The 26,478-nt window shown below is 70.6% G+C and carries 21 protein-coding genes and 1 riboswitch; of the genes, 14 read left to right on the plus strand and 7 right to left on the minus strand.

Annotation, left to right across the window (positions count from 1 at the left end; all coding sequences use genetic code 11):
* The first annotated feature begins 4 nt into the window (after positions 1-4).
* The 9 genes from R3E98_11985 (at position 5) to cax (ending at position 8,262) form a co-directional block, all read left to right on the plus strand.
* Complete coding sequence (locus tag R3E98_11985; protein MEZ4424120.1) at positions 5-250, plus strand: hypothetical protein; 246 nt, start codon at positions 5-7, stop codon at positions 248-250.
* Positions 247-1,095, plus strand: a complete 849-nt coding sequence (locus tag R3E98_11990) for a 3'-5' exonuclease (protein MEZ4424121.1) — start codon at positions 247-249, stop codon at positions 1,093-1,095. Before R3E98_11985 ends, R3E98_11990 begins: the two co-directional genes overlap by 4 nt.
* Positions 1,092-2,129: a M20/M25/M40 family metallo-hydrolase gene (locus R3E98_11995; GenBank protein ID MEZ4424122.1), complete on the plus strand. Its 1,038-nt coding sequence runs from the start codon at positions 1,092-1,094 to the stop codon at positions 2,127-2,129. The genes R3E98_11990 and R3E98_11995 overlap by 4 nt, the downstream gene beginning before the upstream one ends.
* The gene (gene asd / locus R3E98_12000) at positions 2,126-3,196 is read left to right on the plus strand and encodes an aspartate-semialdehyde dehydrogenase (protein ID MEZ4424123.1); all 1,071 of its coding nucleotides are present in this window, start codon (positions 2,126-2,128) and stop codon (positions 3,194-3,196) included. The genes R3E98_11995 and asd overlap by 4 nt, the downstream gene beginning before the upstream one ends.
* Positions 3,193-4,548, plus strand: coding sequence for an aspartate kinase (locus tag R3E98_12005; protein ID MEZ4424124.1), 1,356 nt, complete (start codon positions 3,193-3,195; stop codon positions 4,546-4,548). The genes asd and R3E98_12005 overlap by 4 nt, the downstream gene beginning before the upstream one ends.
* A 101-nt stretch (positions 4,549-4,649) precedes the next feature.
* Positions 4,650-5,399 (plus strand): 4-hydroxy-tetrahydrodipicolinate reductase, encoded by a 750-nt coding sequence (dapB, locus tag R3E98_12010; GenBank protein MEZ4424125.1) that lies wholly within the window; start codon positions 4,650-4,652, stop codon positions 5,397-5,399.
* The gene (dapA, locus tag R3E98_12015) at positions 5,392-6,294 is read left to right on the plus strand and encodes a 4-hydroxy-tetrahydrodipicolinate synthase (protein ID MEZ4424126.1); all 903 of its coding nucleotides are present in this window, start codon (positions 5,392-5,394) and stop codon (positions 6,292-6,294) included. The genes dapB and dapA overlap by 8 nt, the downstream gene beginning before the upstream one ends.
* Positions 6,291-7,145: a 2,3,4,5-tetrahydropyridine-2,6-dicarboxylate N-succinyltransferase gene (locus tag R3E98_12020; protein ID MEZ4424127.1), complete on the plus strand. Its 855-nt coding sequence runs from the start codon at positions 6,291-6,293 to the stop codon at positions 7,143-7,145. The genes dapA and R3E98_12020 overlap by 4 nt, the downstream gene beginning before the upstream one ends.
* Before the next feature lies 1 nt (position 7,146).
* Positions 7,147-8,262: a calcium/proton exchanger gene (cax, locus tag R3E98_12025; protein ID MEZ4424128.1), complete on the plus strand. Its 1,116-nt coding sequence runs from the start codon at positions 7,147-7,149 to the stop codon at positions 8,260-8,262.
* Positions 8,263-8,341: 79 nt separating this feature from the next.
* Here cax and R3E98_12030 read toward each other — a convergent pair whose 3' ends face one another.
* Positions 8,342-8,776, minus strand: a complete 435-nt coding sequence (locus R3E98_12030; GenBank protein ID MEZ4424129.1) for a helix-turn-helix transcriptional regulator — start codon at positions 8,774-8,776, stop codon at positions 8,342-8,344.
* A gap of 183 nt (positions 8,777-8,959) precedes the next feature.
* On the opposite strand from R3E98_12030, the gene R3E98_12035 reads away from it, so the two are divergent.
* Positions 8,960-9,775, plus strand: a complete 816-nt coding sequence (locus R3E98_12035; protein ID MEZ4424130.1) for a dienelactone hydrolase family protein — start codon at positions 8,960-8,962, stop codon at positions 9,773-9,775.
* A gap of 29 nt (positions 9,776-9,804) precedes the next feature.
* On the opposite strand, the gene R3E98_12040 is transcribed toward R3E98_12035, so the two are convergent.
* Positions 9,805-11,637, minus strand: a complete 1,833-nt coding sequence (locus R3E98_12040) for an MDR family MFS transporter (GenBank protein ID MEZ4424131.1) — start codon at positions 11,635-11,637, stop codon at positions 9,805-9,807.
* A gap of 229 nt (positions 11,638-11,866) precedes the next feature.
* Between R3E98_12040 and R3E98_12045 the strand changes: the two genes are divergently transcribed.
* Both R3E98_12045 and R3E98_12050 read left to right on the plus strand, forming a co-directional pair.
* A complete protein-coding gene (locus R3E98_12045) occupies positions 11,867-12,259 on the plus strand; it encodes a hypothetical protein (GenBank protein ID MEZ4424132.1) in 393 nt (130 codons plus the stop codon).
* Positions 12,260-12,318: 59 nt separating this feature from the next.
* Positions 12,319-12,801, plus strand: coding sequence for a hypothetical protein (locus R3E98_12050; protein ID MEZ4424133.1), 483 nt, complete (start codon positions 12,319-12,321; stop codon positions 12,799-12,801).
* Positions 12,802-12,883: 82 nt separating this feature from the next.
* On the opposite strand, the gene R3E98_12055 is transcribed toward R3E98_12050, so the two are convergent.
* The 5 genes from R3E98_12055 to R3E98_12075 form a co-directional block, all read right to left on the minus strand.
* On the minus strand, positions 12,884-14,152 hold the full coding sequence (locus tag R3E98_12055; GenBank protein ID MEZ4424134.1) for a RagB/SusD family nutrient uptake outer membrane protein: 1,269 nt from the start codon (positions 14,150-14,152) through the stop codon (positions 12,884-12,886).
* Between the two features lie 16 nt (positions 14,153-14,168).
* Positions 14,169-17,225: a SusC/RagA family TonB-linked outer membrane protein gene (locus R3E98_12060; GenBank protein ID MEZ4424135.1), complete on the minus strand. Its 3,057-nt coding sequence runs from the start codon at positions 17,223-17,225 to the stop codon at positions 14,169-14,171.
* A gap of 282 nt (positions 17,226-17,507) precedes the next feature.
* Entirely contained in the window at positions 17,508-18,815 is a 1,308-nt protein-coding gene (locus R3E98_12065; GenBank protein MEZ4424136.1) for a RagB/SusD family nutrient uptake outer membrane protein, read from the minus strand.
* 14 nt (positions 18,816-18,829) lie between these two features.
* Positions 18,830-21,892, minus strand: a complete 3,063-nt coding sequence (locus R3E98_12070) for a SusC/RagA family TonB-linked outer membrane protein (protein MEZ4424137.1) — start codon at positions 21,890-21,892, stop codon at positions 18,830-18,832.
* 493 nt (positions 21,893-22,385) lie between these two features.
* Complete coding sequence (locus R3E98_12075) at positions 22,386-22,769, minus strand: hypothetical protein (GenBank protein MEZ4424138.1); 384 nt, start codon at positions 22,767-22,769, stop codon at positions 22,386-22,388.
* A 156-nt stretch (positions 22,770-22,925) separates the two neighbouring features.
* Between R3E98_12075 and R3E98_12080 the strand changes: the two genes are divergently transcribed.
* Together R3E98_12080 and R3E98_12085 are read left to right on the plus strand one after the other, a co-directional pair.
* Complete coding sequence (locus R3E98_12080) at positions 22,926-24,107, plus strand: patatin-like phospholipase family protein (protein ID MEZ4424139.1); 1,182 nt, start codon at positions 22,926-22,928, stop codon at positions 24,105-24,107.
* Positions 24,108-24,234: 127 nt separating this feature from the next.
* Positions 24,235-26,157 carry an acyl-CoA dehydrogenase family protein gene (locus R3E98_12085; GenBank protein ID MEZ4424140.1) on the plus strand — a complete coding sequence of 641 codons (1,923 nt, stop codon included), beginning with the start codon at positions 24,235-24,237 and terminating at the stop codon, positions 26,155-26,157.
* 137 nt (positions 26,158-26,294) lie between these two features.
* A riboswitch (cobalamin riboswitch) is annotated at positions 26,295-26,444 on the plus strand.
* Positions 26,445-26,478 lie beyond the last annotated feature (34 nt).

Here is a 26,478-nt window from a genome sequence, read left to right on the forward strand (position 1 = left end):
CGACATGCTCATGCAGATCGTCTCCCTGGTGGGAGCCTTCCTGATCCTCTCGGCCTACGTGGCCAACCAGCGCGGGTGGCTGGGCCCCCAGCAACGCCTGTACAGCCTGATCAACCTCGTGGGCGCCCTGCTGCTCGGCTGGGTGGCCGTGGTGGACGATCGCTGGGGCTTCATCCTGCTCGAAGGGGTGTGGGCGCTCGTCTCCATCCCGCCCCTGCTGAATCCGCCGCGCCCGGCCAGCGCCGGATGAGCGCACATCCGCTGCACGGGGCGCTGGGCTCCGCGCTCGACCGGCCGGTCTGCTTCCTGGACCTGGAAACCACTGGTCTCTCGCTCAAGCACGACCGCATCGTGGAGCTGGCCGTCCTGATCGTCCATCCGGACGGCACCGTCGAAGAGCGCGAACGCCGGTTCAATCCCGAGATGCCCATCCCGCCGGAGGCGAGCCGCGTGCACGGCATCACGGACGCGGACGTCGCGGACGAAGCGCCGTTCCGGCAGCGGGCCCGCGCGCTGGCGGAGGTGCTGGACCCGTGCGACCTGGCCGGCTTCAACATCCGGCGCTTCGACCTGCCGATGCTGATCACCGAGTTCCGCCGCGCCGGCATCACGTTCGACGTGCGCAGCCGTCGCCTCATCGACGTGCAGCTCATCTTCCACCGCGAGGAGCCGCGCGATCTCACCGCGGCGGCGCAGTTCTACCTCGGACGCACACCCGAGGACGCGCATACGGCGCTCGCGGACATCCGCACCTCCGCCGACGTGTTCGCCGCACAGCTGCTGCGCTACACCCACCTGCCGCGGGATCTGGACGGGCTCCACCGCTACTGCGACGACATCTCGCCCTTTGAAACAGAGTTCGACCGCTGGTTCGAACGCGATGGCGAAGGCGCCCTCGTGTTCCGACGCGGCAAGCACCGGGGGCGCCGCCTGAAGGACATCGCGGCCCAGGAGTCCGACTACCTGGTGTGGATGCTGTCCGCCGAGGACATGGATCCCGAGGTGCTGATCGCGGTGGAGAAGGCGCTCCATGCCCCGGTCCCCGATCCCACACAGGAGCCCCTCCCCCTCCCCGGTCCCCCGGAGGCATCGTGACGTCCCCCGCCACCCCCGACACCGCCGTGGACGAAGCCGATCTGTTCCGGCTGGTGCGCCGCCTGGTGGACGTCCCCTCCGTCACCGGGGACGAAGGCCCGGTCGGTCGTCTCCTGGTGGAGGAGCTGGAAGCGCGCGGATTCGCCCCCCAGACGCAGACCGTGGAGGACGGCCGGCGCAACGTGCAGGTCACGGACGACGGGACGCGCGTGGTGCTGTGCACGCACATGGACACCGTGGCGCCCTTCATCCCCAGCCGCGAGGACGACGCGGCCATCCATGGGCGGGGCTCCTGCGACGCCAAGGGGATCCTGGCCACCATGATCGTGGCCGCCCAGCGCCTGCGCGCACGCGGCCGTACGGACGTGGGACTGCTCTTCCTGGTGGGCGAGGAGACCGACAGCGCCGGGGCGCGCGCCGCCAACGGTGTGGCCCCGTCGAACGAGTTCCTGATCGTGGGCGAGCCCACGGACGGGATGCTCGCCAGCGGCCACAAGGGGATGCTGGCCTTCGAGGTCGAGGTCGCGGGCCGGGCGGCCCATTCGGCCTATCCCCACCTGGGGGATTCCGCGCTCCACCGGCTGCTGGACCTGCTGGCGCGCATCCGCGCCGCGCCGTGGGGCAACGACCCCGTGCTCGGGGCGGCCACCGTCAACGTGGGGCGGATCGAGGGCGGCGTGGCCATGAACGTCGTCGCGCCCTCCGCCCGGGCCACGGTCGCGATCCGGCTGGTGGGACCCGCGGCCGAGGCGCGCGCGCGCCTGGACGAGCTCGTGGCCGGCGATCCCGCCCTGCGGGTCCGGATCGTGTCCGCGAGCGACGCGGTACATTGTCACACCGCGGAGGGATTCCCGACCCAACCGGTCGCGTTCGGGAGCGATCTCTTCCACCTGGGCCGGTGGGGCCGTCCCCTGCTGGTGGGGCCGGGCTCCATCCACGTCGCGCATACGGACGGCGAGCACGTGCTCAAGCGCGACCTGGTGCAGGCGGTATCCACCTACGAGCGACTGGTCGAGAGGTTGGTGCAGGCATGAGCGTGTCCCGCAAGCGGGTGGCCATCCTGGGTGCCACGGGCAACGTCGGGCAGCGGCTCATCGAGCACCTGGCGGGGCATCCCTGGTTCGACATCACGCACGTCGCGGCCTCCGAGCGCTCGGCCGGCCGGAGCTACCGCGAGGCCTGCGACTGGCGGCTGCCGACCCCCCTGCCGGGCGCCGTGGCCGACCTCGAGGTCCGCGACATGACGCCCGCGGCGGACGTGGACCTGGCCTTCTCCGCGCTGGACGCCGCGGTCGCCGACACGGTCGAGCCCGAATGGGCCCGCGCCGGGGTGGCGGTCTTCTCCAACGCGCGCAGCTACCGCATGGCGCCCGACGTGCCCCTGGTCATCAGCGAGGTCAACGCCGGGCACCTGGACCTCCTGCCTGCGCAGCGCGCGGCCCGCGGCTTCCCCGGCCACGGCGGCATCGTCACCAACGCCAACTGCTCGGCCACCTTCCTGACCATGGCGCTGGCACCGCTGCACCAGCGCTTCGGCGTCCGGCGCGTGCTCGTGGCGACACTGCAGGCCGTGTCGGGCGCGGGATACCGCGGCGTCTCCTCGATGGAGATCCTGGGGAACGTGGTGCCTTTCATCGGCGGCGAGGAGGAGAAGCTGGAGAGCGAGACCCAGAAGATGCTGGGCACGCTGGACGGCGGGGCCATCGTGCCGGCGCCGATCGCCGTCTCCGCCCACACGCACCGCGTCGCCGTGCTGGACGGCCACACCGAGGCGATCTCGGTCGAGCTCGTCGAGGACCCGGGGCTGGACGCCGTGAAGGAGGCCCTCCGTTCGTTCCGGGCCGCCCCGCAGGAGATGGGCCTCCCGTCCGCGCCCGACCACCCGATCGTGGTGCTGGACGAGCGCGACCGGCCGCAACCGCTCCTCGACCTCGCGGTGGAGCGCTCGATGGCCACCGTCGTGGGGCGGATCCGGCCCTGCCCCGTCTTCCACTACAAGATGGTCCTGCTCGGCCACAACACGATCCGGGGCGCGGGCCCGGGCTCCGTGCTCAACGCCGAGCTGATGGCCGCACGCGGTCTGCTGGGCGCACGTCCGTGATCGTCCAGAAGTTCGGCGGCACCTCCGTCGAGGACGCCGCGGCCATCCTGCGCGTGGTGGGGATCGTCACCCGCGCGCGGGAGCGGGCTCCCCTGGTCGTGGTCTCCGCCATCGCGCGCGCCACGGCCACGCTGGTGGGGCTGGGCGCCACGGCCGCGCGGGGCGCGCTGGCGGACGCGGAAGCAGAGCTGGGCGCGCTCATGGACCGCCACCGCCGCATCGCGCACGACCTGGGGCTGGGCGCGCGCGAAGGCGCCGTGCGCACCCGTATCGACGCGTTCGAGGCCGAGCTCTTCCGTCTGCTCGGCGGCATCGACGTCCTTCGCGAATGCACGCCCCGCACCCGCGATCATCTCGCCACGTTCGGGGAGCGCATGTCGTCGCACCTGCTCGCCGAGGCGCTGGTGGCGCACGACGTGGACGCCGTGCTGCTCGACGCGTTCGCCATCATGGTCACGGACGCGCGCTTCGGCCGGGCGCGACCCGACCGGCCGGAGCTGGAACGCCGGGCCGCCCGACACGTCCGTCCCGTGCTGGAGGGCGGTCGGGTCCCCGTGCTGCAGGGCTACATCGGCGCCACCCCCGACGGCGTGCCCACCACCATGGGCTTCGAGGCCTCGGACTTCACCGCCACCCTGATGGGCGCGGTCCTGGGAGCGGAGGAGATCCAGATCTGGACGGACGTGGCCGGCATGCTCACCGCGGACAACCGGGTGGTCCCCGAGGCGCGCACGCTACCGCGCGTCTCCTTCGCCGAGGCGGAGGAGCTGGCCCATCTGGGCGCGCGCGTCATCCATCCGGACGCCGTGCGACCGGCCGCCGAGCGCGGCATCTCCGTGCGCATCCTGGACTCACGCGCACCGGACGCCGGGGACACGCTCCTGGATGCGGTGGGCGAGGCGGACCCGAGCGGCGTGCGCTCCGTGGCGCTGCTCCGGAACGTGACGTATCTCAGGGTCGCGCCGGTGCCCGGGCGGCCGGCCACGGAGGGCTTCGCGCGCTGGGTGCTGGACGTGCTGGCCCGGCACGACGCCACGCTGGTGCTGGCCCTGCTCAGCGAGCGCAGCGTGGCCCTGGTCGCGGAAGCGGGCACCCTGGGCCAGCGCGCCCTGGAAGAGCTCGGCGGGGCCGCACGCCTGGAGCGACAGGACGGCTGCGCGCTCGTCTCCGTGGCCGGCGCCGGCCTCGCCGACGCACCCGACGTGCCCTCCCGCGCGCTGGGCGCGCTGGTGGGGACCGGCATCCGCATGATCGCACAGGGGTCGTCTCCGCTCAGCCTGTCGGTGGTGGTGCCGGGAGCGGACGGGGAGGGCGCAGTTCGCACGTTGCACACCACGTTCATCACGGGCTGAGCGGCGCTCGCGCGCTCCACCCCTGAGACGCGGGCGAAGTCGGAGGGCGTGAGACGCGCTCCCGCGGTGGGAACCCTGGACTCCAGAAGACGGATGGCGGCATGAGGATCGCGCTGATCGGATACGGGCGGATGGGCCGCATGGTGGAGTCGGCCGCCGAGGCCCGCGGGCACGAGATCGTGGCTCGCATCGACGCCTCGGAGGACGGCCCCGCGGACCTGGCGGACCGGCTCGCGAGCCAGCGCGCCCAGGCCACCATCGACTTCAGCGTCGCGCAGGCCGTGCTGGTCAACGTGGAGGCGTGTCTGCGCGCGGGCGTGCCCCTCGTGATCGGAACCACGGGGTGGGCCGACCGCCTCCCCGAGGCGGAGGAGCGCACGCGCACGGCCGGGGGTGCGCTGCTGCACGGCGCCAACTTCTCGATCGGCGCCACTCTCTTCGCGCGCCTGGTGCGCGAGGCGGGCCGTCTGTTCGATCGCTTCCCGGACTACGACCCCTACGTGCTCGAGTACCACCACCGCATGAAGACGGATGCGCCCAGCGGGACCGCGGCCTCCCTCGCCCGCGTGTTGCTGGACACGATGGAGCGCAAGGAGCACCTGCAGGAGGGCAACCCGGCCGGCCGCATCGCGGAGGACGCGCTGCAGGTGAGCAGCGTGCGCGCCGGACACGCCTTCGGCACGCACGAGGTGGGATTCGACGGCGAGGTCGACCGCATCGTGCTGGTGCACGAGGCCAGGAGCCGGCGCGGATTCGCCGAAGGGGCGGTCTTCGCGGCGGAGTGGATCCAGGGACGCACCGGAGTGTTCTCGTTCGAGGACGCCCTTTTCGGAGAGGAAGCCCATGCCTGACGCGTTTCGCGGCACCCATACCGCGCTGGTCACCCCGTTCGCCGCGGACGGCTCGGTGGACGAAACCGAGCTGCGCGCCCTGGTGCGTCGCCAGGTCGATGGAGGCGTGAGCGGCATCGTGGCCTGCGGCACGACGGGAGAGGCCGCCACGCTGTCCCGCGACGAGCAGATCCGGGTCATCGAGATCGTCCAGGAAGAAGCGGACGGGCGTGTCGCCGTCACCGCCGGTGCCGGGGGGAACGCCACGGCCGACGTGCTGGAGTTCCTCTCGCGACTCGAGCCGATCAAGCTGGATGCGGTGTTGTGCGTGGTGCCGTACTACAACAAGCCCACGCCCGCCGGCATGCTGGCCCACTTCCGCGCGCTCGCGGACGCGGCCCCGGCGCCGGTGATGCTGTACAACGTGCCGGGCCGCACCGCGCGCAACATGCCTGCGGACGTGACCCTCGCGCTGGCCGAGCATCCCAACATCGGCGGCGTGAAGGAGGCGTCCGGCGACCTGGACCAGGTGGGCCACATCCTGCGCGACGCGCCCCGGCGCTTCAGTGTGCTCTCCGGGGACGACTCGCTCACGCTCCCCATGATGGTGCTGGGTGCCCTCGGTGTCGTGTCCGTCGTCTCCAACATCGATCCCGACCGCATGAGCCGGCTGGTGGGCGCGGCCCGTGCCTCCGACTGGGACGAAGCGCGTCGTCTGCATCACGAGCTGTCGCGCCTCATGTCGCTCTGCTTCATCGAATCCAACCCCATTCCCGTGAAGGCCGCCGTCGCCATGATGGGGTACTGCGCCGAGCGCTACCGTCTGCCCATGGTCCCGCTGGAGGAGAAGAACCGGCCGGCGCTGGACGCCGAGCTGCGCCGCCTGCGTCTGGTGCAGGCGGGGGTGACCCGATGAGCGCAACATCCGGCTGGAGCGTCGAGGCGCTGGAGCACCGCATCCGCGAGCTCGCCGGCGTACCCACCGCCGAGCTGCCGCAGGACGCCGAGGCCGTCTTCCTGGAGCTGCGCGATCGGTTGACGCGGGGCGAGGTGCGCTCCGCCTCTCCCGGTCCGGACGGGTGGAAGGCCAACACGTGGGTCAAGCAGGGGATCCTGCTGGGCTTCCGGTTGGGCCGCATCGAGGACTTCACGGCGGCCGGCTTCCCGTTCTTCGACAAGCACACCTATCCGCTGCGCGCCATGGACGCGGGAGAAGGCGTGCGCATCGTACCGGGCGGATCGTCCATCCGCAGCGGCGCGTACGTGGCGCCGGGCGTGGTGTGCATGCCGCCCATGTACGTCAACGTGGGCGCGTACGTGGACGAGGGCACCATGGTGGACTCGCACGCCCTCGTGGGCTCCTGCGCCCAGATCGGCAAGCGCGTCCACCTGTCGGCGGCGGCGCAGATCGGCGGCGTGCTCGAACCCGTGGGTGCGGTCCCGGTGATCGTCGAGGACGACGTGCTCGTCGGCGGCAACTGCGGCGTCTACGAGGGGTGGATCATCGGCACGCGGGCCGTGCTGGCCCCGGGCACCATCCTCACCCGCGCCACGCGCGTGTACGACCTGGTGCATGGCCGTGTCATCGCGGCAGAGGAAGGCTCCTCCCCGCGGATCCCGGACGGTGCGGTGGTCGTGCCCGGGAGCCGTCCGGCGAAGGGGGACTTCGCGCGCGCGCACGGCGTGCAGCTCTACGTGCCGGTCATCGTGAAGTACCGGGACGCGGGCACCGACGCGGCGGTGGCGTTGGAGGACGCGTTGCGCTGACATGGACGTGCGCCGCTTCCTCGCCGACTACTGGCTTTCCCTGCTCCTGCTCTTCGTCCCGATTGCGCTGTACCTCGAGTACGGCGCCCACGCAGACGCGACCTGGATCTTTCTCGCGTCGGCGCTCGCCATCGTGCCGCTGGCGGGTTGGATGGGACGCGCCACGGAGCACCTCGCGGAGCGTCTCGGCGCGGGTCCCGGCGCCCTGCTGAACGCCACGTTCGGGAACGCGGCCGAGCTGATCATCGCCGTGATCGCGCTGCGAGCCGGGCTCTACGACCTGGTCAAGGCGTCCATCACCGGGTCCATCATCGGCAACGTCCTGCTCGTGTTCGGCCTGTCGGCCTTCCTGGGCGGGCTCAAGCATCCGCGCCAGCAGTTCAACCGCGTCGCGGCCGCCAACGGCTCCACGCTCCTCCTGTTGAGCGCGGTCGGTCTCGTGATCCCGGCCGTCTTCCACCTGGTGGTGGGCGCGGGCTTCCAGGCCTCGGAGCGCGGGCTGTCGCTCGACATCGCGATCGTGCTGATGGTCACCTACCTGGCCAGCCTCTGGTTCACGCTGAAGACGCATTCCCACCTGTACCTGGGCATCCGCTCCGAAGCACAGGAGCACAGCGCCGATCCGCAACCGCACGCCGGAGGTCACCAGCCCTGGCCGGCGGGCGTGGCCCTGGTGGTCCTGCTGGTCGCCGCGGCGATGGTGGGCGTGATGAGCGAGCTGCTCGTGGGGGCCACCGAGGAAGCCGCCCACACGTTCGGCATGAGCGAGGTGTTCGTGGGGGTGATCCTGGTCGCGCTCGTGGGCAACGCGGCCGAGCATTCCACGGCCGTGCTCATGGCCATGAAGAACAAGATGGACCTGGCCATCAACATCGCGGTGGGGTCATCCATCCAGATCGCGCTGTTCGTGGCCCCTCTGCTGGTGTTCCTGAGCTACGCGGTGGGGCCGCAGCCCATGGACCTGCTCTTCACCACGTTCGAGGTGCTGGCGGTCGGCATCTCCGTCCTGGTGATCGGGCAGATCTCCCAGGACGGGGAGTCGCACTGGATGGAGGGGCTGCAGCTCCTCGCGGTCTACATCGTCCTCGGGATCGCTTTCTTCTTCCTCCCGGCCTGAACGGCCGGGCGGCACTCGAGCGGGGCCGTCGCCCGGCGCCGGGCGAGGCACGACGCGCAGCGGCGACCACGAGCCGGGGTCAGTCCTGCGCGCGGTCGGCCGCACCCGGCGCGGAGCCGGACAGGCGTGCAATGACCCGCGCCGCCAGTTGCGCGCGCGAGTCCACGCCCACCTTCCGATAGATCGCGCTGGCCTGCTGTCGCACCGTCCGGTGGGACCGGTGCCGAAGCTGCGCGATCTCGGCGAGCGAGCGGCCCTCGATCAGCCCGTGCGCCACGGCAGCCTCCGAGGGAGACAGGTCCCAGGAGTCGAGGAGCGCTCCCAGAGGGGGCGGGGCGGCGCCCGGGCCCTCCCCCGGAGGCGTGGGCCGCCGCCGCCCCCGCCCCAGGCCCATCCATGCGACCAGCAGGACCAGCAGCGCCGGCCCGGACGGGTCGATCGCAAGGCGGAACACGCCGGCGCGGGCGTCGACGACGGTCTGGGTCACGCCGTACGCGAGGAGACCTGCGACCATCAGAACCCGGACGCTCCGGCTTCTCGTGCGTTCCATCGGATCCCCCCTCTGCCCGTGCTCAGCGGTCCATCGAACATGTGCCGGATCGGCGCCCCTGGCCCCAAGATCGGCCGTTTGCCCGATCGCGGGCCAGGCGACGCACGTACATCGTTGCCGTACGTCCATCGCCGCGCAGGAGATCCGATGCCCCGAGCCCGTCGCCGCACGCTCTCTGCCCTAGGCGCCCAGGCACTCCTCATGGCCGCGTGTGTCTCCGCCGGGACATTCGACGCCACCGCGCCGGCCGGTTTCGAGGTGGTGTGGCCGGTCGGCGCCGACCCCTCCGCCCTGGAGCGCGGAGCACCCGGCGTCCTCCTGGTCGTGGGGTGCGGTGGCGCGTCGATCGTGGAGGGCCGCTCGCACTACCGGGACGTGGCCACGGAGCTCGCCCGTCTCGGCTATGCGACCATGGTGGTGGACTACGTCCGCGCGCACGGTCGCAAGCGTGCCTGCGGAGAGCACCCCTCGTCCGAGGAGGTCGTACGCTACCTGGAGCTCTCCTGGGAACGCATGGCCGGGTTCCCCCGGACGGATGCGACCCGGCTCTTCCTGATGGGCTGGTCCCGCGGCGGGACGGCCGTCCTCGATTTCCTCGGCACGTCGCCCTACGCAGCCGAGGTCCGGGGCGCGGTCCTCTGGTATCCCGATTGCCGACGACTCCTGCCGCCCCTGAGCGCACCTCCGACTGCCCCCACGCTGTGGCTCTTCGCCGGAGACGACAACGTGGCGCCGCCCGACCCCTGCACGCCGCTCGTGGAGCGGTGGGGAGACGCCGCGCAGACCCATACGTTCCCGGGCGCCCATCACGGGTTCGACATGCCGGAGCTCGATCCGGGGATCGACGCCCGCGAGTACATCCTCTTCGGGCCCGAACGCACGCTCCGGTATGACTCCGTGGCGGCAGCGACGGCCTGGGAGGCCGCGGAACGCTTTCTGCGAAGCGGGAGCGGGGGGCCCTGAGCGAGCTCCCCGGCGCGCGAGTTCGGTTCTCAGTCCACCGGCGGCCGCGGCTGGAACGTCCGCCGGAGCGGCAGCTCGGGCACGGTCGCGGTGACCAGGGCCGCGGCCACGATCACACCCAGCAGCAACCGGTAGATCCGCGTCACGGCCTCTGCGAACGCACCGGCCACGGCCGCCTCGGCGCTCCGCACGGCCTCCTGCTCCGCCGCGTCCAGGATGGCCTCGAGCTCCGAGGGGCTGGCGCCACGCGCCCGCGCCGCCATGAGGCGCTCACGGTCGGCGGCGGGGAGCAGGCCCTCGCCTTCCTTCCCTCCGGCCCCTCCTTCGTCCATCTCGCCCTCGCGCACCCGCGCCCGCAGGAGCGCGAAGCGGGCGTGGATGGCGTCGGTGATCGCCCCCCCTCCACTCGCGGCCAGGCGCAGCTCCCCCGACCCCTCCCCCGCGAGCGCCTCGGCCGGGAGGGCTCCACCCGACCGCATGAGGGCCGACACCAGGGTGACCACCAGCACGGTGCCCATCACGGCGGAGCCCACGGTCCCGCCGATCTGCCGGAAGAACTGGCTGGCGCTCGTGGCCTGCCCGATCCGGCGGACGTCCACGGCGTTCTGGATGGCGAGGGTGTAGAGCGGCAGGGACGGCCCGATCCCCAGCCCGCACAGGACCATGTAGGCCGTGACCGTCCAGTAGCCCGTCTCGGCGGTCATGCGGGCCAGGAGCGCCACCCCCACCAGGAGGATGCCGATCCCGACCAGGAGGAGACGGCGGTAGTGCCCGAAGCGCGCCACCAGCTGGCCGGACAGCACCGAGCCGGTCACCAGGCCCAGCGAGAGCGGGATGAGCGCCACCCCGGCGCGCGTGGCGCTCACGCCCACCACCATGACCAGGAAGAGGGGCAGGAAGATCAGGACGCAGATGAACACGGCGCCCATGAGGAAGGACGCCACGTTGGCGCGCGCGAAGACCGCATTGCCGAACAGGGACAGGTCCAGCACCGGGTTGGCGGCCCGGCGCGAGCGCAGCACGAAGACGGTGACCGCGGCCAGACCCAGCGCCACCAGACCCAGGGTGACCCAGCCGGCCCACCCGTCGACCCCCGGCACGGTGCCGGGCAGCCAGGGAAAGCGGCGCTTGTCGATCTGCAGGCCCAGCACGGCCGCGGACAGGCCCGCCACCAGGAAGGCGGCCGAGGCCCAGTCGATGCGGGTGCGGGCCGCGTCGGGCGGACGCAGCGGCGGCATGCGCGTGGTCACGAACCACACCGCCAGCGCGCCGAACGGCACGTTCACGTAGAAGACCCAGCGCCACCCCTCGACGCCCGGGATCAGCCCGCCGCCGTGGTCCGTGAGCAGCCCGCCCACGAGCGGGCCCAGCACGCTGGCGACCCCGAAGACGGCGCCGACGAAGCCCTGATAGCGGGCGCGCTGCGCCGGAGGATAGAGGTCCGCGATCACGATGAAGGCCATCGCGAAGAGGCCCGCGCCGCCCAGCCCCTGCACGGCCCGGAAGGCGATCAGCTGGTCCATGCCGTCCCCGAGCAGCGGCAGCGACCCGAACTCGCCCGCCAGCCCGCACAGGGCCGAGCCCGTCAGGAACAGCCCGATGGCCCCCAGCTCGATGGCGCGCCGGCTGTAGGTGTCGGCCAGCTTGCCGTAGATGGGCACCAGGGACGTGGAGGCCAGCAGGTAGGCCGTGGCCACCCACGCATACCGGTCCACGCCCTGCAGATCCTCCACGATCCGCGGCAGGGCGGTCGAGACGATGGTCTGGTCCAGAGCGCCCAGGAACAGGGCCAGCAGGATGGCAACGAGGGTCAGCGTGCGGTCCCGGTCGGTGAGACCGGGAGGCAGCTCGACGTCGGTCACGGGCGGAACGGTGCGGAGAGGAGCGGTGCGGGGACCCGTGTTGAGGACCCCGGCGACCGCTCGAAGGGTCCTGCTGTCGCGCGCGGCCTGAGCCGGCGCGGGGTACCCCGCCCGCCGCACGACCTGCTAAGTTCCGCCGACCCCTCGGCAGATCGCTGCGACGCGCCCGGACCGCTGTGCGGGCCCTCCAGGGATCTCCGCGTTCGACGACCGCACGGACGACGACGTCATGTTCTTCGCCGCCCATTCCGGGATCCGCTACCTGACCCTGCTGTTCGGGATCCTGGCCCTCGTGTATGCCCTGTTCGGGATGGTGACCCGCCGTCCCTACGACAAGCCCATGCGCATCCTGGCTACGGCCTTCGCGGGCACCCTGCACCTTCAGATCGTGCTCGGGTTCGCGGTGCTCTTCAGCGGACGGTTCTATCCGGGCATCTACCTGCATTTCCTGCTGATGGTGCTGGCGGCGGTTGTGGCCCAGCTGCCACCGTCCGTGATGCGCCGTCGTCCGCCCGAGGCCCGCTCGTTCGTTCCCCATGTGGTGGGGACCGCGATCGCCCTCGTGCTCGTCGTGGTCGGCATCCTGTCCATCGGCCGCGGGGTCTTCCAGAGCACCCTGTGAGCGATCACGGAAGCCCGGGCGGGGTACCCATCTCCGCGTTCCGTTCCAAAGGAGGAGGCATGGTCTCACCCCCTGTCCGAAGCCTCGCCCTCGCGCTCGCGGCGCTGGGGACGGGCTGCTACACCTACCGCCCGGTGGAGCTGGCCGAGGTCCGGCCCAACACCGAGATCCGTGCCCGGGTCTCGGCCCAGGAGGCCGCCCGACTGGCCGAGGTGCTCGGGGGCCGTGAGCGGCGCGAGCTCGACGGGCGGGTGGTCGAGGCTGGCGCCGAGGGCGTGACGCTGGATGTCGCCGTCGTGAGCTCGGTCGAGCGCGGCGGGGACGCGCTACGCCAGCGGCTGGAGCTCACTCCCGACCGCATCCTGGAGGTCGAGGTCCGCGAGCTCAGCCAGTCCCGCACGGGCGCGCTGCTCGGCATCGCGCTCGGAGGCGGCGTGGCGCTGCTCGTCTCGCAGCTCCACGGCGGCGCCGGGGAGCGTCCGCCGGGAATCCCGCCGCCATCGGAGATGCGGATCCCCTTCCGGATCCCGATCCCCTGGTAGGGAGCCCCTTCGAAGGAAAGCGCCCGGGCCGGCCGTAGCCGACCCGGGCGTTTTCACGTCCGGAGCCGATCCGCTCCCGCGATCAGCTCACGTTGGGGTTGGTCTGCCTCTCGCTCTCGGAGATCGGGAAGCAGTAGTCGCGCGTCTCGAGGTGCGACCCGGTCGCCACGTCCCCACTCACCTGCTCGAGCGGGTGCAGGTCGTCCTCTGTGAGACCGGCGTCGTTCCACCGACGCAGCGCTCCGAGGCGTCGCCCCTCGAGCCACATCTCGATCGCGTGCTCGCGCTTGTAGTAGCCCCACGCCTCCGCTTCCGACGTTGCGGTCTCGGTAGGCATGCCGGCGGCGGTACGCAGATCGTTCACGATCGCCATGGCACCCTGCCAGTCGCCATCCATCAGCATGGCTTCGGCTTCCAGCAGGCGCATCTCCGCACCCGACGAGAGCTCTACGTCCGCTCCCGGATCCGGGTACTTGTCCTGCGGCCACCAGTCGACCTGACCGCAGCACTCCACCGCCGCGTCCCCGGTCTTGTTGGTCAGCATGTAGGGCACACGCGGATCGCCCGACGGATTGTCGTCGGACAGCCCGTAGCCTTCGACCCAGGTGTTCCACTGGGTGTGCGCCCGGTAGGGCTGCTCGGCCGAAGCGAACTGGAGCCGGTTGCGGGTATCGTCCCCGAAGTCGTTCGAGTACTCGACCACGTACGAGAAGCTCGTGGGGACCTGGCTCGCCACGCTCGGCACCTCGGACCAGCGGCCCTGCTGTGCCAGAACGGACGCCAGGCCCGCCTGCGCGGCCGTCTGCACGTCGCCACTCCCCAGCGTCGCGGCCTGGCGAAACGCGGCCTCGGCGCGATCGAGGAACTCCGTGCTCGGCTGCGGGCTGCCGCCGTCGATGACGGCCTGGCACATGTTCTCGCCCATCAGCCGATTCGCATATCCCGACCACAGATACGCTTGAGCCAGCAGCCCCGGCTCGGACTCGCCCTCGTCCTCGATGATGGCGATGCCACTCTCGGAGAGGAACCGCGCCCGCTGCCCATTGAACCACTGCGTGTTGACCTCGTCCTCTCGCAGCGTGCCCTTCTGCTGCAGCCCCGTGATGCCAAAGCTCCCCGTCGAGCCCGACGGGTGGATCTCACGCGCCACGGCTGCGCTCGTGTACGCCACCCAGTTGAGCGCCTCGGCCACACCCCGTCCCATGCCCGACACCAGGGCGGGCTGCGCCGCCGGCTCGAGCAGGAAGTCGGACTGGACGGGTCCGGGGTTCGTCACATCGAAGTCACAGGCCAGAGGCGCGAGCGCCAGCGCCAGCACCCCGGGCAAGACGATTCTCTTGTTCAGCTTCATCTCTCGGATCTCCTCCTCAGAACGTCAGACGCAGCGCCGCAGTCCACATGGACGGCGGAGGCACGTGCTCGAGGATGGACCGGACCGTCGAGTCGAAGCCGTCGTTGTTGCCCATCTCCGGCTCGAAGGTGATGAAGTCCTCGTTGACCCAACGCCAGATGTTGCGGCCGGAGAGCGTCAGGTTCGCGCTCTGCATCCCGCCCACCAGCAGGTTCTCGGGGATCGGGATCGACAACGACAGCTCGCGGATCTTGAAGAAGTCGGCCGGATAGATCATGTAGTCCGACTCGAATGTGGAGGCACCGCCGCAGCGGGCCCGCTCGATCGCCGTCAGCGCGTCGTAGCCCTGGGTCTCGATGGTGTTGTAGGCGTTGAAGCAGCCCGGCCACTTCACCGAGCGGGACAGGGCCGCCGCGGCCGCCCCATCGTACATGTAGTGGCCACCCTGGTACTCGCCGCGGGCGATCAGCTGGATGCCCGCGGGCAGGTGCAGCGTGGTGTTCACACCAAGGATCGTGGTGGGCAGGTTGGGCCCGTGGGTGCAGTCCCGCTCCACGATCGGCTCGGCCACCTGGTCGGGATTCGTCACACAGTCGGAGCGGATGACCGGAACCGGCTCACCCTCGACCACCCACCCGAAGTTGCCCAGCGAGAACTCGGGCACCTCGTCCGGCAGCTCGGCGACCTCGGAGTCGTTCGTGGCCAGCGACCCGCCGATGTCCCACTGGAAGGACTCGCGTTGCAGCACGGTGGCGTTCAACGCCAGCTCGTGTCCACGGTTGGCGAGCTCGCCCACGTTGAAGAGCTGGGAGCCGCCGAAGCCCTCGGACGGGATCTGGCGGACGTCGAAGAGCGCATCCGTGGTTCGCTGGTTGTAGTACGTGTACTCGACCGACAAGCGGCCGTCCCACACCGAACCGTCGAAGCCGAACTCCAACTCGGACGTCCGCTCCGGTCCCAACTCGGCGTTGCCGACGTTGCGCGGGAAGAAGGCCGGATCGCCCAACCAGCCCACTGGATCATAGGTCCGCACGGCGTCGAACGCGCCGGGCGCCCGACCGGACTGACCCCACGCGGCCCGCAGCTTCAACTGGCTACCGTCCACCGACCAGAAGGACTCGTCCGAGACCACCCAGGACGCAGACACCTTGGGGTAGGCCTGCAGCCCCAGGTCGGACCCGAAGGCACTGTTGCCGTCCACCCGCAGACCCGCCGTGATGAAGTAGCGGTTCTTGATGTCGAAGAGGTTCTGCACGAAGAAGCCGGCGTTGACCACCCGCTCACGGCTCTCGAATCCGAGGGTGTTCCCCGCGGACGAGACCGTGGGCTCACCCGGGCCGGGGAAGTTCTCGCCGAAGGACAGCGTCTCCAGCCGCTCGGTGGTCACGCTCTGGCCACCGAAGGAGAAGCTGGAGCGGATGTCGGTGGTGAGGGGGAAGTTCAGCGTCCCCACGTAGTCGAATGTGAGGTTGCTGAACTCGTAGCGGCCGTCGGAGATGATGCCGTTCGGCGCGCGGATGTGGCCGAAGGGGCGCAGATTGCGATTCTCCTGCTGCGCGATGTCGTATCCGACCGTGACGCGGTTGGTGAAGTTGGTCATCGGCGTATACGTGGCCGTGACGCCCGTCACCAGGTGGTCGATCTGCGTCGTGAGAGCCCACGCCGGGTTGCCCTGGTCGTCGAACACGAATGGGTTGATGGCGTTGAAGGACTCGTCGTTCAGGTAGTTGCGGTCGCGCCGGAACGCGTTGAGCGTCAGCCCGTGGGCGTTGTTGCCGGCCGGCGTGTTCTGGATGGCGTCGTCCGTGTAGGACGTGTTCCACTGCACCTGGAGATTGTCGAGCGGGTTGAACGTGAAGTTGCCGCGGACGGAGAATTTCTGTTCCTCGTCGAGCGGCAGGACGCTCTCGTCGTCCTCCCAGGAGCCCGACATGAAGTAGCGGAAGCTCTCGCCGCCACCCGCGACCGACAGCGCGTAACGCTGCTGCCAGGCGCCCCAGTCACTGAACAGACCGCTGTCGCACGGCTGGCCGGGCTGGAGTGAATCCAGATCGCAGCTCGGCAGGTTCCCGCGCAGCCAGGGATTGATGTACATGTAGTCGGCGGTCGCGCCCGAAGCGAGCGTACCCTCGCCGTCCACGCTCGCCTGCACCTCGCTCGGCGGTAGCGTCGTGATGTCCGGCCCGAAGGGCAGCTCGCGCGCGAAGCCCTGCTCCACCGTGGCGGTCCACTGGGCCTGGCCCGTGTGCCCGCGCTTGGTGAAGATCTGGATCACGCCCGCAGCGGCCTCGGTGCCATACAAGGTGGTGGCCGCCGATCCCTTGATGACCTCGATCCGCTCGATGTCGGCGGGGTCGATCAGGTTGAGCGGGCTGGCGATGTCGTTGCCACTCCGCAGCGACGAGCCGGTGGGCGGCACGTTGCGCGCGAAGCCGTCACTCCGCATCCGCACGCCGTCGATGTAGATGATCGGCTGATTGGATTGGGCCACGGATACGTTGCCGCGCAGGCGGATCTGCGCGCCTCCGCCCGCCTGGCCGGTGCTCTGCAGGATGGTGGCGCCGGTCACCCGCCCCTGGAGGAGCGCGTCGACGTTGGCGACCGGTTCCTGCACCTGACTCAGGTCCACCTGGGAGATCGAGTTCCCGACCTCGCGACGGCGGGCTGCACCCGCCGTGCCGGTCACGACGATCTCATCGAGCCCGAGCGGCTCGGTCACCAGGGCGAAGTCCTCGGTGACGGACTGACCGGCGCCGACGGTGATCTGGCGCTCGATGGTGGTGAACCCGATGCGCTCCACCCGCAGCGTGTGGCTGCCGGCGGGGACGTTCAGGATGATGAACCGCCCGTTCTGGGAGGTGAGGGTGCCCAGGCCGGTCCCGACCAGGAACACCTGGGTGGATCCCATGGGGGCTTGGGTGGCGGCGTCGGTCACTCGGCCGGTCACGGTTCCGGTGTTTTGGGCGGCTGCGGATCCCGCACTGCCCAACACCAGTCCCACGGCGAGCCCGCACGCCAGGAGGCTCCGGAACGCATTCCGGGCCCCCCGCTGCACGAACACGGGGACGATCATGGCGTCTCCTCGTCCAAGAAGTACGAAGGAAGCGCCCGAAGCACGGTCGATGCCCTGATGGCAGGACGCCGGCTTTCACTCCGGACATCCCCCCGGACCCCGGGGGGAGGGGAACGGGGCAGCGTAGGCCCCGCCCGACGGCTTTGTCAAACGGGCGTCCGGCCCGCGTCGCACAATCGCATGTGAGGCAGAGGGTTACGCCTTCACATGACCGACGAGGCCCGGGCCGGCACATGCCGACCCGGGCCCTTCTCCCGAAGGAGCGTCAGGGGTGTGTGCGGCTCAGCCGCCCGTCCCGACGTTGGTGTTGGTCTGCTGCTCCGACAGCGCGATCGGGAAGCAGTAGTCGCGCGTGACCAGGTGCGAACCCAGATCGCGGCTGCCCGAGACCTTCTCGAGCGGCTGCAGGTCGTCCTCGGTCAGCCCGGCATCCTTCCACCGCCGCAGGGCCGGCAGACGCCGCCCCTCCAGCCACATCTCGATGGCGTGCTCACGCTTGAAGAAGCCCCACGCCTCGGCCAGGTTGGTCGCCGTCTCGGCCGACATCCCCGCTGCGGTGCGCAGCGCGTTGACCTTGTCCATCGCGCCCTGCCAGTCGCCGTCCATCAGCATCTTCTCGGCTTCGATCAGACGCATCTCGGGACCGGAGGACAGCTCGATGTCGTCCCCGGAGCTCGTGTACTTGGTGGTCGGATACCACGGCACCCGGCCGGGGGAGGTCGGGCAGAAGGGCAGACAGCCCTGCACCGCCGCGTCTCCCGTCTCACCGCCGTCCCGGTAGGCCACCCGCGGGTCGCCATTCGGGTTGGTGGTGGGGTTGAGACCGTAGCCCTCGATCCACGTGTTCCACTGGCTGTGCGCCTTGTAGGGCGTCTTCCCCGTGGCCCAGTAGATCCGGTTGCGCAGGTCGTCCCCGAACCCGTCGTAGTACGGCATCATGTAGGAGAAGCCATCGGAGATCTGGGCCGCATCCGCCGCCGCCTCGGCCCACTTGCCGAGCTGGGCTCGCACGGAGGCGCGTCCCGCGATGGCCGCGTCCTTCACGGCCCCCGACCCCAACGTGGAGGCCTGGCTGAAGGCGGCCTCCGCCCGGTTGAGGTACTCGTTGTTGGACGTGGGCGCGGCCCCGTCGATGACGGCCTGGCACATGTGCTCGCCGTTCATGCGGTTCGCATAGCCCACCCAGAGGTAGGCCTGGGCCAGGAGGCCGGGCTGCGACTCGCCGCCCTGCTCCTCGATCACGTCCACGGCCTTCTCGGCCAACCAGCGCGCACGCTGCGACCAGTTCCAGTGCGTGTTGTCCACGTCGTCCGGCAGCTCACCGTCCTGCCAGCGCTGGTCGATCCCGAAGCTCCCGGTCGAACCGGCCGGGTGGATCTCACGGGCGATGGCAGCGCTGGTGTAGGCCAGGTAGTTCAGCGCCTGCGCCGTGGCCCGTCCCGCGCCGGCCACGAGGGCCGGCTGGGAGCTCGGGTCGTCCAGGAAGGCCTCCTGGACGGGTCCCGGGTTCACCACGTCGAAGTCGCAGGCCAGCGGCAGCAGAGCCACGCCGAGGACCGGGACGATCCGAATGATCTTGGTCAAGTTCATCGTTCGTCTCCGTCTCAGAACGTCAGCCGCAGAGCGGCCGTGTAGTAGGCGGGCGCCGGGATGTGCTCGAGCAGCGAGCGCACCGCCGAGTCGAACCCGTCGTTGTTGCCCATCTCGGGATCGAGCGTGTTCCAGTCACTGTTCACCCAGCGCCAGACGTTGCGGCCGGACAGGGTGAGGTTGGCGCTCTGGGCACCCCCGAACAGGAAGCGATCCGGGACCGGCACGCTCAGCGTGACTTCGCGCAGCTTGAAGAAGTCCGCCTTGTCGATGGTGTAGTCCGACCGGAACGGCGACTCGAAGCACATGGCGCGCAGCTTGGCCGGCACCGTGTTGATGCCACCGGTCTCCTCGAGGCGATAGGCCTCGAAGCAGCCCGGCCAGCGGACGGAGCGGCTCAGCGCTGCCGAAGCGGCACCGTTGGAGATGTAGTGGCCGCCCTGATACTCGCCGCGGACCGTGAACGTCAGGCCCGCCGGCAGATACAGCGTGGTGTTCCCGCCCAGCGTGAGCGTGGGAAGGTTGGGGCCGAGGCTGCAGCGCTCCACCGGGTTCTCGATGATGGGCGCGGCGATCTCGTCCGGGTTCGTCACGCAGTAGTTGGGCTGGATCACCGGGACCGGCTGACCCTGCGCCACCCACCCGAAGTTGCCGAGCGAGAAGGACGGAACGTCCGAGGGGAGGCTGGAGACCTCGCCCTTGTTCGTGAAGACCGACGTGCCCAGGTCCCACTGGAAGGACTCGCGCTGCAACACGGTGGCGTTGATGGCCAGCTCGTGCCCGGTGTTCTTCAACTCACCCACGTTCTGGAGCTGCGAGCTCAGGAAGCCCAGCGATGGGATCTGGCGCACGTCGAACAGCGCATCCGTCGTGAGCTGGTTGTAGTAGGTGTACTCGATCGACAGACGGCTGTCCCACACCGAGGCGTCGAAGCCCATCTCGAGCTCCGTGGTGCGCTCGGGGCCCAGCTCCGAGTTGCCGACGTTGTTCGGGAAGAAGGCCGGGTTGCCGCCCCAGCCGACCGGATCGTAGGTCCGGACGGCGTCGAAGGCGCCGGGCGCACGGCCCGACTGACCCCAGGCGGCGCGCAGCTTGAGCTGGCCCAGGTCGTCGCTCCAGAAGTCCTCGTCGGACACGACCCAGGAGGCAGACACCTTCGGGTAGGCCTGGAGGCCCAGATCCTGACCGAAGGCGCTGTTGCCGTCCACCCGCAGACCGGCGGTGATGAAGTACTTGTTGCTGATGTCGAACAGGTTCTGCACGAAGAACCCGGCGTTCACCACCCGGATACGCTCCTCGAAGCCGAGCGTCGTACCGGCGGCGTCCACGTCCGGCTCACCGGGACCGGGGAAGTTCTCTCCGTAGGCCTGAGTCTCCAGACGCTCGGTGGCCACGCTCTGCCCGCCCCAGGAGAAGCTGGAGCGGACGGCCTCCGTCAGGTGGAAGTCCAGCGAGCCCACGTAGTCGAATGTCAGGTTGCTGAACTCGAAACGGCCGTTGTTGAGCACGCCCGCCGGCTGCTGCGGATAGCCGAACGGCCGCAGGTTGCGGTTGTCCTGCTGCGCCAGGTCGTACCCGACCGTCAACCGATTCGAGAAGCCCGTCCGGGGCGTATAGGTGGCCGTCAGACCCGTGATCATGTGGTCGATCTGGGTCGTGATGCTCTGCGCCGGCGAGCCGTCCGCATTGCGGACGATCGTGTTCACGACGTCGAAGTCGTCGTCGTTGGCGTAGTTGCGATCGCGGCGGAACGAGTTGAGCGTGATGCCCTGCGCGTTGTTGCCCGCGGGCGTCTGCGTCAGGTCGTCGTTGGTGTACGACGTGTTCCACTGCAGCTGCAGGTTCTCGATCGGGTTGAACGTAAAGTTGCCGCGGACCGTGAACTTCTTCTCCTTGTCCAGCGGCAGCACGCCCTCGTCGTTGTCCCACGATCCAGACATGAAGTAGCGCAAGGCCTCGCCACCGCCGGAGACGGACAGCGAGTAGCGCTGCTGCAGCGCGCCCCAGTCACTGAAGAGGCCGCTGTCGCAGGGCTGGTTGGGCTTGAGCGTAGCGATGTCGCAGCTCGGCAGGTTCCCGCGGAGCCACGGGTCGATGTACATGAACTCCGGCGTACCGCCGGACTCGATCATGCCGTTGCCGTCCACGCCCGCCTCACTCTGCGGGACGCCGTTGCTCAGGTCCGGCCCGAACGCCCAGTTGCGCGCCACCCCGGTCTCGACCTGCGCCGTCCACTGGGCCTGACCCGTGTGGCCGCGCTTGGTGAAGATCTGGATGACGCCAGCCGCGGCCTCGGTGCCGTACAGCGTCGTCGCCGCCGAGCCCTTGATCACCTCGATCCGCTCGATGTCGGCGGGATCGATGGAGTTGAGCGGGCTGGAGATGTCGTTGTTGGAGCGCAGCTGAGAGCCGGACGCCGGAACGTTCTTGGCGAAGCCGTCGCTGCGCACGCGCACGCCGTCCACGTACAGGATCGGCTGGTTGGACATGGCCACGGACACGTTGCCGCGCAGGCGGATCTGCGATCCGCCGCCGATGCCACCCGAGCTGGGGGAGATCGTGGCGCCCGTGATCCGGCCCTGCAGCAACGCGTCCACGTTCTGGGCGGGCTGCTTCACGTCCGACAGGTCCACCTGCGAGATCGAGTTGCCGACCTCGCGCCGACGCGCCGCACCCGCGGTGCCGGTCACGACGATCTCGTCGAGACCGAGCGGCTCGGTGGCGAGCTGGAAGTCCTCGGTGACGGACTGACCGGCGCCGACCGTGACCTGACGGTCGATGGTCGTGAACCCGATGCGCTCGACGCGCAGCGTGTGGGTGCCGGCCGGAACATTCAGGATGATGAACCTCCCGTTCTGGGAGGTCAGGGTGCCGAGGCCGGTCCCGACCAGGAAGACCTGGGTGGACCCCATCGGCGCTTGCGTGGCGGCGTCGGTCACGCGCCCCGTGACGGTTCCGGTTGCCTGGGCAGCCGCGTCGCGCGCGCCTCCCAGCACCAGACCCAGGGCGAGGCCGCCCGCCACGAGGGAACGGACGAAGGTCCGAGCCCCCTGCGAAGCGAACATGGGTACGTTCATGCGTACTCCTCCGAGCGTTGAAGACTCTCACAGCCGGGCTCGGGTAGGGGGCCACGCGAAAGGACGGCCCCTCGAAAGGGACCGCCCACTGCGCCTGAGAGTTGACCGCCGACAGCTCGGACGGCCCCTTCTTCCTACGCCTGGGGACGGTTCCGGAGTCGTCGGAGGAACCGTCCCGCTACGCCGAGGTGGCCGCTGCCGGGGGTTATCGGCCGCACGCCCACCTCACGCCTTACTGTGCCTGAACCGGGGCATAGTGGGGGCGGGGTTGAGGCTTGTCAAATGGCGCGAGCGGGCGGAAACGGCGGTGGAGGTGCGGCCCGCGACGAGGGCGGGACCCCGATCCTGAAGGGTCGAGCTGGTCTCCGGTCGTGCTCCCCCATCGGGGTAGGGGGAGCCCGGGGGCGGTGGAGGTGGCCCGAGGGCGGGACGGCCCGGGCGGACCCGCTGCGAAGGAGCGGGACCGACGTCAGCCGGCCCGGCCTCGGCCCGCCTACGGATCCGAGACCTGGACGGTCGCCTCGGCGGAACGGGTGCCCTGGCTCAGATCCACCACGGTGGCCCGGATGGTGTAGGTGCCCGCGGCCGAATAGAAGTGGTCCCGGATCCGGTTGTCCTGGGTCTGGGCCCCGAAGGCGTTCAGCGAGTCCAACCGGCCGTTCCCGTAGTCGATGATCGTCCCGGCCAGGCTGGTGCCCACCGCCTCGGTGGTGATGAACACCGTGTCCCCCACCTCCACGGACTGGGGGGTCACGGTCAGCGTGATCGCCAGCTCCCCACCGCCCACCTCCACCGAGGAGTCGGAGCAGGCGACCGCCACACCCCACAAGGCGGATCCGGCCAGGAGGACACCCCACACGGACGCGCGAGCTTTCATTCGGATCTCTCCTCGGGATGGAATCGCCGGAGCGGCATTGGCGGGCTGCTACCCCGGAGCGAGCGCCGCGGTGTCACAGTGCGGTGGACGCCCTCCGGCTGGGACGCCACATTCGGGCGGCGCGCTCCCGGACGCGCCGTTCCCCGACCCCACCGTATGACCGCCACCACCGCCATCGCCGGACCCGCCGATTCGCCTCGCACCGCGCGAGGGGAGCTGGGCCTCATGATGGGGGGTGGGGGCGCCCGAGCCGCCTACCAGGTGGGCTTCCTGCGGGTCCTGGCCCGCCGGCACCCGCACCTGACGACGCCCTACATCACCGGGGTCTCGGCCGGGGCCATCAACGCGGCCCACCTGGCCGCCCACCACGGCTCCTTCGGCCAGTCCGTGGAGGAGCTGTCCGGCCTCTGGTCGGATCTGCACGTGGATGACGTCTTCCGCGTGGACGCGGGCTCGCTCGGCCGGAACGTGCTGCGCTGGGGCATGCGCCTGGCCCTCGGCGCCGGTCGGGAGACCGAAGGGGGCGGGATGGCGCTCCTCGATACCGACCCGCTCCGCCGCTACCTGGGGGAGGTGCTCCACGCGGTGGACGGCGAGCTGACCGGCATCGCCTACAACCTGGCCCGGGGGGCGCTGAAGGCGGTGGCGCTCAGCACGGCCAGCTACACCACCGGCCGCTCGGTCACGTTCGTCCAGGGCAAGGGGATCGAGCTGTGGGAGCGGCCCAACCGCATCTCGGTCCAGACCGTCCTGTCCGTGGAGCACGTGATGGCCTCGGCCGCCATCCCCATCTTCTTCCCGGCGGTCCGGATCGCCGAGGAGTGGTATGGGGACGGCGGCATGCGGCTGGTGGCCCCGCTCTCCCCCGTCCTGCACCTGGGGGCGGACCGTATCATCGCCATCTCCACCCGCTACGACCGCAGCGGGCAGGAAGCCCGCGCGCCCCAGATCGAAGGGTACCCCCCGCCGGCGCAGGTCCTGGGCGTCCTGATGAACTCCGTGTTCCTGGACCTCCTGGACCAGGACGCCTACCGCCTCGAACGCATGAACCGGCTGCTGGAGAAGGTGCCGCCCGCCGAGCGCAACGGCCTGCGCCCGGTCCAGCTCCTGCTGGTGCGGCCCTCCGTGGACCTGGGGCGTCTGGCCAAGGACTACGAATCGGAGCTGCCGTCCGCCTTCCGCTTCCTGACCCGCAACCTGGGCACGCGCCGGACCGTCAGCCCCGACTCGTTGAGCCTCCTGCTCTTCCAGCCCGGGTATCTGAACCGGCTGATGGAGATCGGCGAACAGGACGGGGAGGCCCGCGCGGACGAGATCGACCGCTTCCTGGAGGGGTAGGAGAAGGGCCGGAACGCCCCCCCGGCCGGGGGGTCTAGCAGGACGCCGAGACGGGCCTCGTGCCCGGCCGGCAGGACGGAGCGGCGGCCGCCCGGTCGACCGTGCCGTCCCGAGCAGCGGAGGAGCCATGAACGAACCGAAGAAGCTCGCCAGCGAGCGCGAGGCCCGCGAGGTCGCCGAGGCCGCACGCGAGAAGGACTGGGAACACGCCAGCTTCGCCCGGGGCCTGTTCGACGGCCGCGTGGAGCTGGGCCTCATCCAACCGCTGATGGCCCGCGCGGGCGCCGAGGAGGAGGGCGCGGACGCCTTCCTGGAGCGCGTGCACGCCTTCGCGCGCGACCACATCGACGGGGACCGCATCGACCGCGAGGGCCACGTCCCGGACGAGGTCCTGCGCGGTCTCGCCGAGCTCGGCTGCTTCGGCATCAAGATCCCCAAGGAATACGGCGGCCTCGGGTTCTCGCAGACCACCTACAACCGCGCGCTCGAGATCGTCGCCAGCCGCTGCGGCGCCACGGGCGCCTTCCTGTCGGCGCACCAGTCCATCGGTGTCCCGCAGCCGCTGATGATGTTCGGGACGGACGAGCAGAAGCAGAGATACCTCCCGCGCCTGGCGGCGGGTGCGCTCTCCGCCTTCGCGCTGACGGAGCCGGACGTCGGCTCCGATCCCGCCAACGTGTCCACGGAAGCCGTGCCCAGCGAAGACGGCACGCACTGGATCCTGAACGGCGAGAAGCTCTGGACCACCAACGGCCCCCGGGCCGAGCTCATGGTGGTGATGGCGCGCACACCCGCCGCACCGGGCAAGAAGCGCAAGCCCATCAGCGCCTTCATCGTGGAAGCCGATTGGCCCGGTGTGGAGGTCGCGCACACCTGCGACTTCATGGGGCTGAAGGGGCTGTCCAACGGGGTGCTCCACTTCACCAACGTGCGCGTCCCGAAGGAGAACCTGCTGTGGGGCGAGGGCATGGGCCTCAAGCTCGCGCTCATCACGCTCAACACGGGACGCCTGGCCCTGCCCGCGTTCTGCGCGGCGGCCGGCAAGGGCTGCACGGAGATCTCGCGGGACTGGGCCGCGCGGCGCGTGCAGTGGGGGCAGCCCATCGGCAAGCACGACGCCATCGCGCAGAAGGTCGGACGCATGGCGGCGGATACGTTCGCCATGAATGCCATCGTCGCGCTCACGTCCGCCATGGCGGACGCCAAGACCTTCGACATCCGCTTGGAAGCCGCCATCGCGAAGATGTGGAACTCGGAGCGCGCCTGGGACGTGGTCAACGATGCGCTCCAGGTGCGCGGCGGCCGGGGCTACGAGACCGCGGAATCGCTGGCACGCCGCGGAGACGAGCCCGTCCCCGTGGAGCGTTGGCTGCGCGACCTGCGCATCAACCTGATCTTCGAAGGCTCCAGCGAGATCATGCGCCTGTTCATCGCGCGAGAGGCGGTGGACCACCATCTCGAAGTGGCGGGCGACATGGTCGACGCCCGCGCACCCATGGGCAAGCGCGTCGCGGCTGCGCTGCGCGCGGGGCTCTATTACGCCTGGTGGTACCCCACGCGCTGGATGGGCTGGGGACGCTGGCCGCGCTACGCGGAGTTCGGGTCCAACGCCACGCACATGCGGTACGTGGACCGGGCCTCGCGCCGGCTTGCGCGTTCCCTCTTCTACTGCATGATGCGCTTCGGCGGTGGCCTCGAGCGGCGTCAGGCCGTGCTGGGACGCGTGGTGGACATCGGCGCCGAGCTCTTCGCCATGGCGGCGAGCTGCGCCTACGCCGAGAAGCGCGTGCAGGACGACCCGAGCGACACGTCACCGCGGGAGCTGGCGGATGCGTTCTGCCGCCTGGCGCGGCTACGCGTGGAAGAGCGCTTCCGGCACGTCTTCCGCAACGCGGACGCGGGCACATACCGGGTGGCGCAGCGCGCCATGGAAGGCCGCTATGTCTGGCTGGAAGAGGGCGTGGTGCGGGTGACGGAGAGCCTGACGGAGCGGCCCGAGACGCCCGCGCCCACCGGCGCGCGGACCGGCGCTCCCGTGGGAGCCGCCTGACGCCCGGGTCCTGGACCGGGAGGCGCGCGGCGCCTCCCGGCGCGACCGCCCCGGCCGGCCGGCCCGAAGGGTGCCATTGACCCGGTGCGTCCGCCGGCTGAGCTTGCGGCCTGACATCCACGCGGGCGAGGCATCCCGGAAGCCGGTGCGAATCCGGCGCGGCCCCGCCACTGTGAGAGGCAGCGGACCGGCGCTTCGACGCCGGCCCCGCCGGGTGGCCTCGGAGACGCCACTGGGGGCAGGAGCCCCCGGGAAGGCGAGGACGCACCCGCCTCGAGCCAGGAGACCTGTCCGCCCGCACGCGTGACCACTCTTTCGCGG

It is taken from the genome of Gemmatimonadota bacterium (assembly GCA_041390125.1).
Lineage (GTDB): Bacteria > Gemmatimonadota > Gemmatimonadetes > Longimicrobiales > Gaopeijiaceae > JAGQIF01.

Coding starts and splice junctions, on each gene's coding strand:
- R3E98_12085 (MEZ4424140.1), top strand. CDS start 24,235: ATGAACGAACCGAAGAAGCTCGCCAGCGAGCGCGAGGCCCGCGAGGTC.
- R3E98_12075 (MEZ4424138.1), bottom strand. CDS start 22,769: ATGAAAGCTCGCGCGTCCGTGTGGGGTGTCCTCCTGGCCGGATCCGCC.
- dapA (MEZ4424126.1), top strand. CDS start 5,392: ATGCCTGACGCGTTTCGCGGCACCCATACCGCGCTGGTCACCCCGTTC.
- R3E98_12030 (MEZ4424129.1), bottom strand. CDS start 8,776: ATGGTCGCAGGTCTCCTCGCGTACGGCGTGACCCAGACCGTCGTCGAC.
- asd (MEZ4424123.1), top strand. CDS start 2,126: ATGAGCGTGTCCCGCAAGCGGGTGGCCATCCTGGGTGCCACGGGCAAC.
- R3E98_11990 (MEZ4424121.1), top strand. CDS start 247: ATGAGCGCACATCCGCTGCACGGGGCGCTGGGCTCCGCGCTCGACCGG.
- R3E98_12020 (MEZ4424127.1), top strand. CDS start 6,291: ATGAGCGCAACATCCGGCTGGAGCGTCGAGGCGCTGGAGCACCGCATC.
- R3E98_12070 (MEZ4424137.1), bottom strand. CDS start 21,892: ATGAACGTACCCATGTTCGCTTCGCAGGGGGCTCGGACCTTCGTCCGT.
- R3E98_12035 (MEZ4424130.1), top strand. CDS start 8,960: ATGCCCCGAGCCCGTCGCCGCACGCTCTCTGCCCTAGGCGCCCAGGCA.
- R3E98_12065 (MEZ4424136.1), bottom strand. CDS start 18,815: ATGAACTTGACCAAGATCATTCGGATCGTCCCGGTCCTCGGCGTGGCT.
- cax (MEZ4424128.1), top strand. CDS start 7,147: ATGGACGTGCGCCGCTTCCTCGCCGACTACTGGCTTTCCCTGCTCCTG.
- dapB (MEZ4424125.1), top strand. CDS start 4,650: ATGAGGATCGCGCTGATCGGATACGGGCGGATGGGCCGCATGGTGGAG.
- R3E98_12055 (MEZ4424134.1), bottom strand. CDS start 14,152: ATGAAGCTGAACAAGAGAATCGTCTTGCCCGGGGTGCTGGCGCTGGCG.
- R3E98_12050 (MEZ4424133.1), top strand. CDS start 12,319: ATGGTCTCACCCCCTGTCCGAAGCCTCGCCCTCGCGCTCGCGGCGCTG.
- R3E98_12045 (MEZ4424132.1), top strand. CDS start 11,867: ATGTTCTTCGCCGCCCATTCCGGGATCCGCTACCTGACCCTGCTGTTC.
- R3E98_11985 (MEZ4424120.1), top strand. CDS start 5: ATGCTCATGCAGATCGTCTCCCTGGTGGGAGCCTTCCTGATCCTCTCG.
- R3E98_12080 (MEZ4424139.1), top strand. CDS start 22,926: ATGACCGCCACCACCGCCATCGCCGGACCCGCCGATTCGCCTCGCACC.
- R3E98_12060 (MEZ4424135.1), bottom strand. CDS start 17,225: ATGATCGTCCCCGTGTTCGTGCAGCGGGGGGCCCGGAATGCGTTCCGG.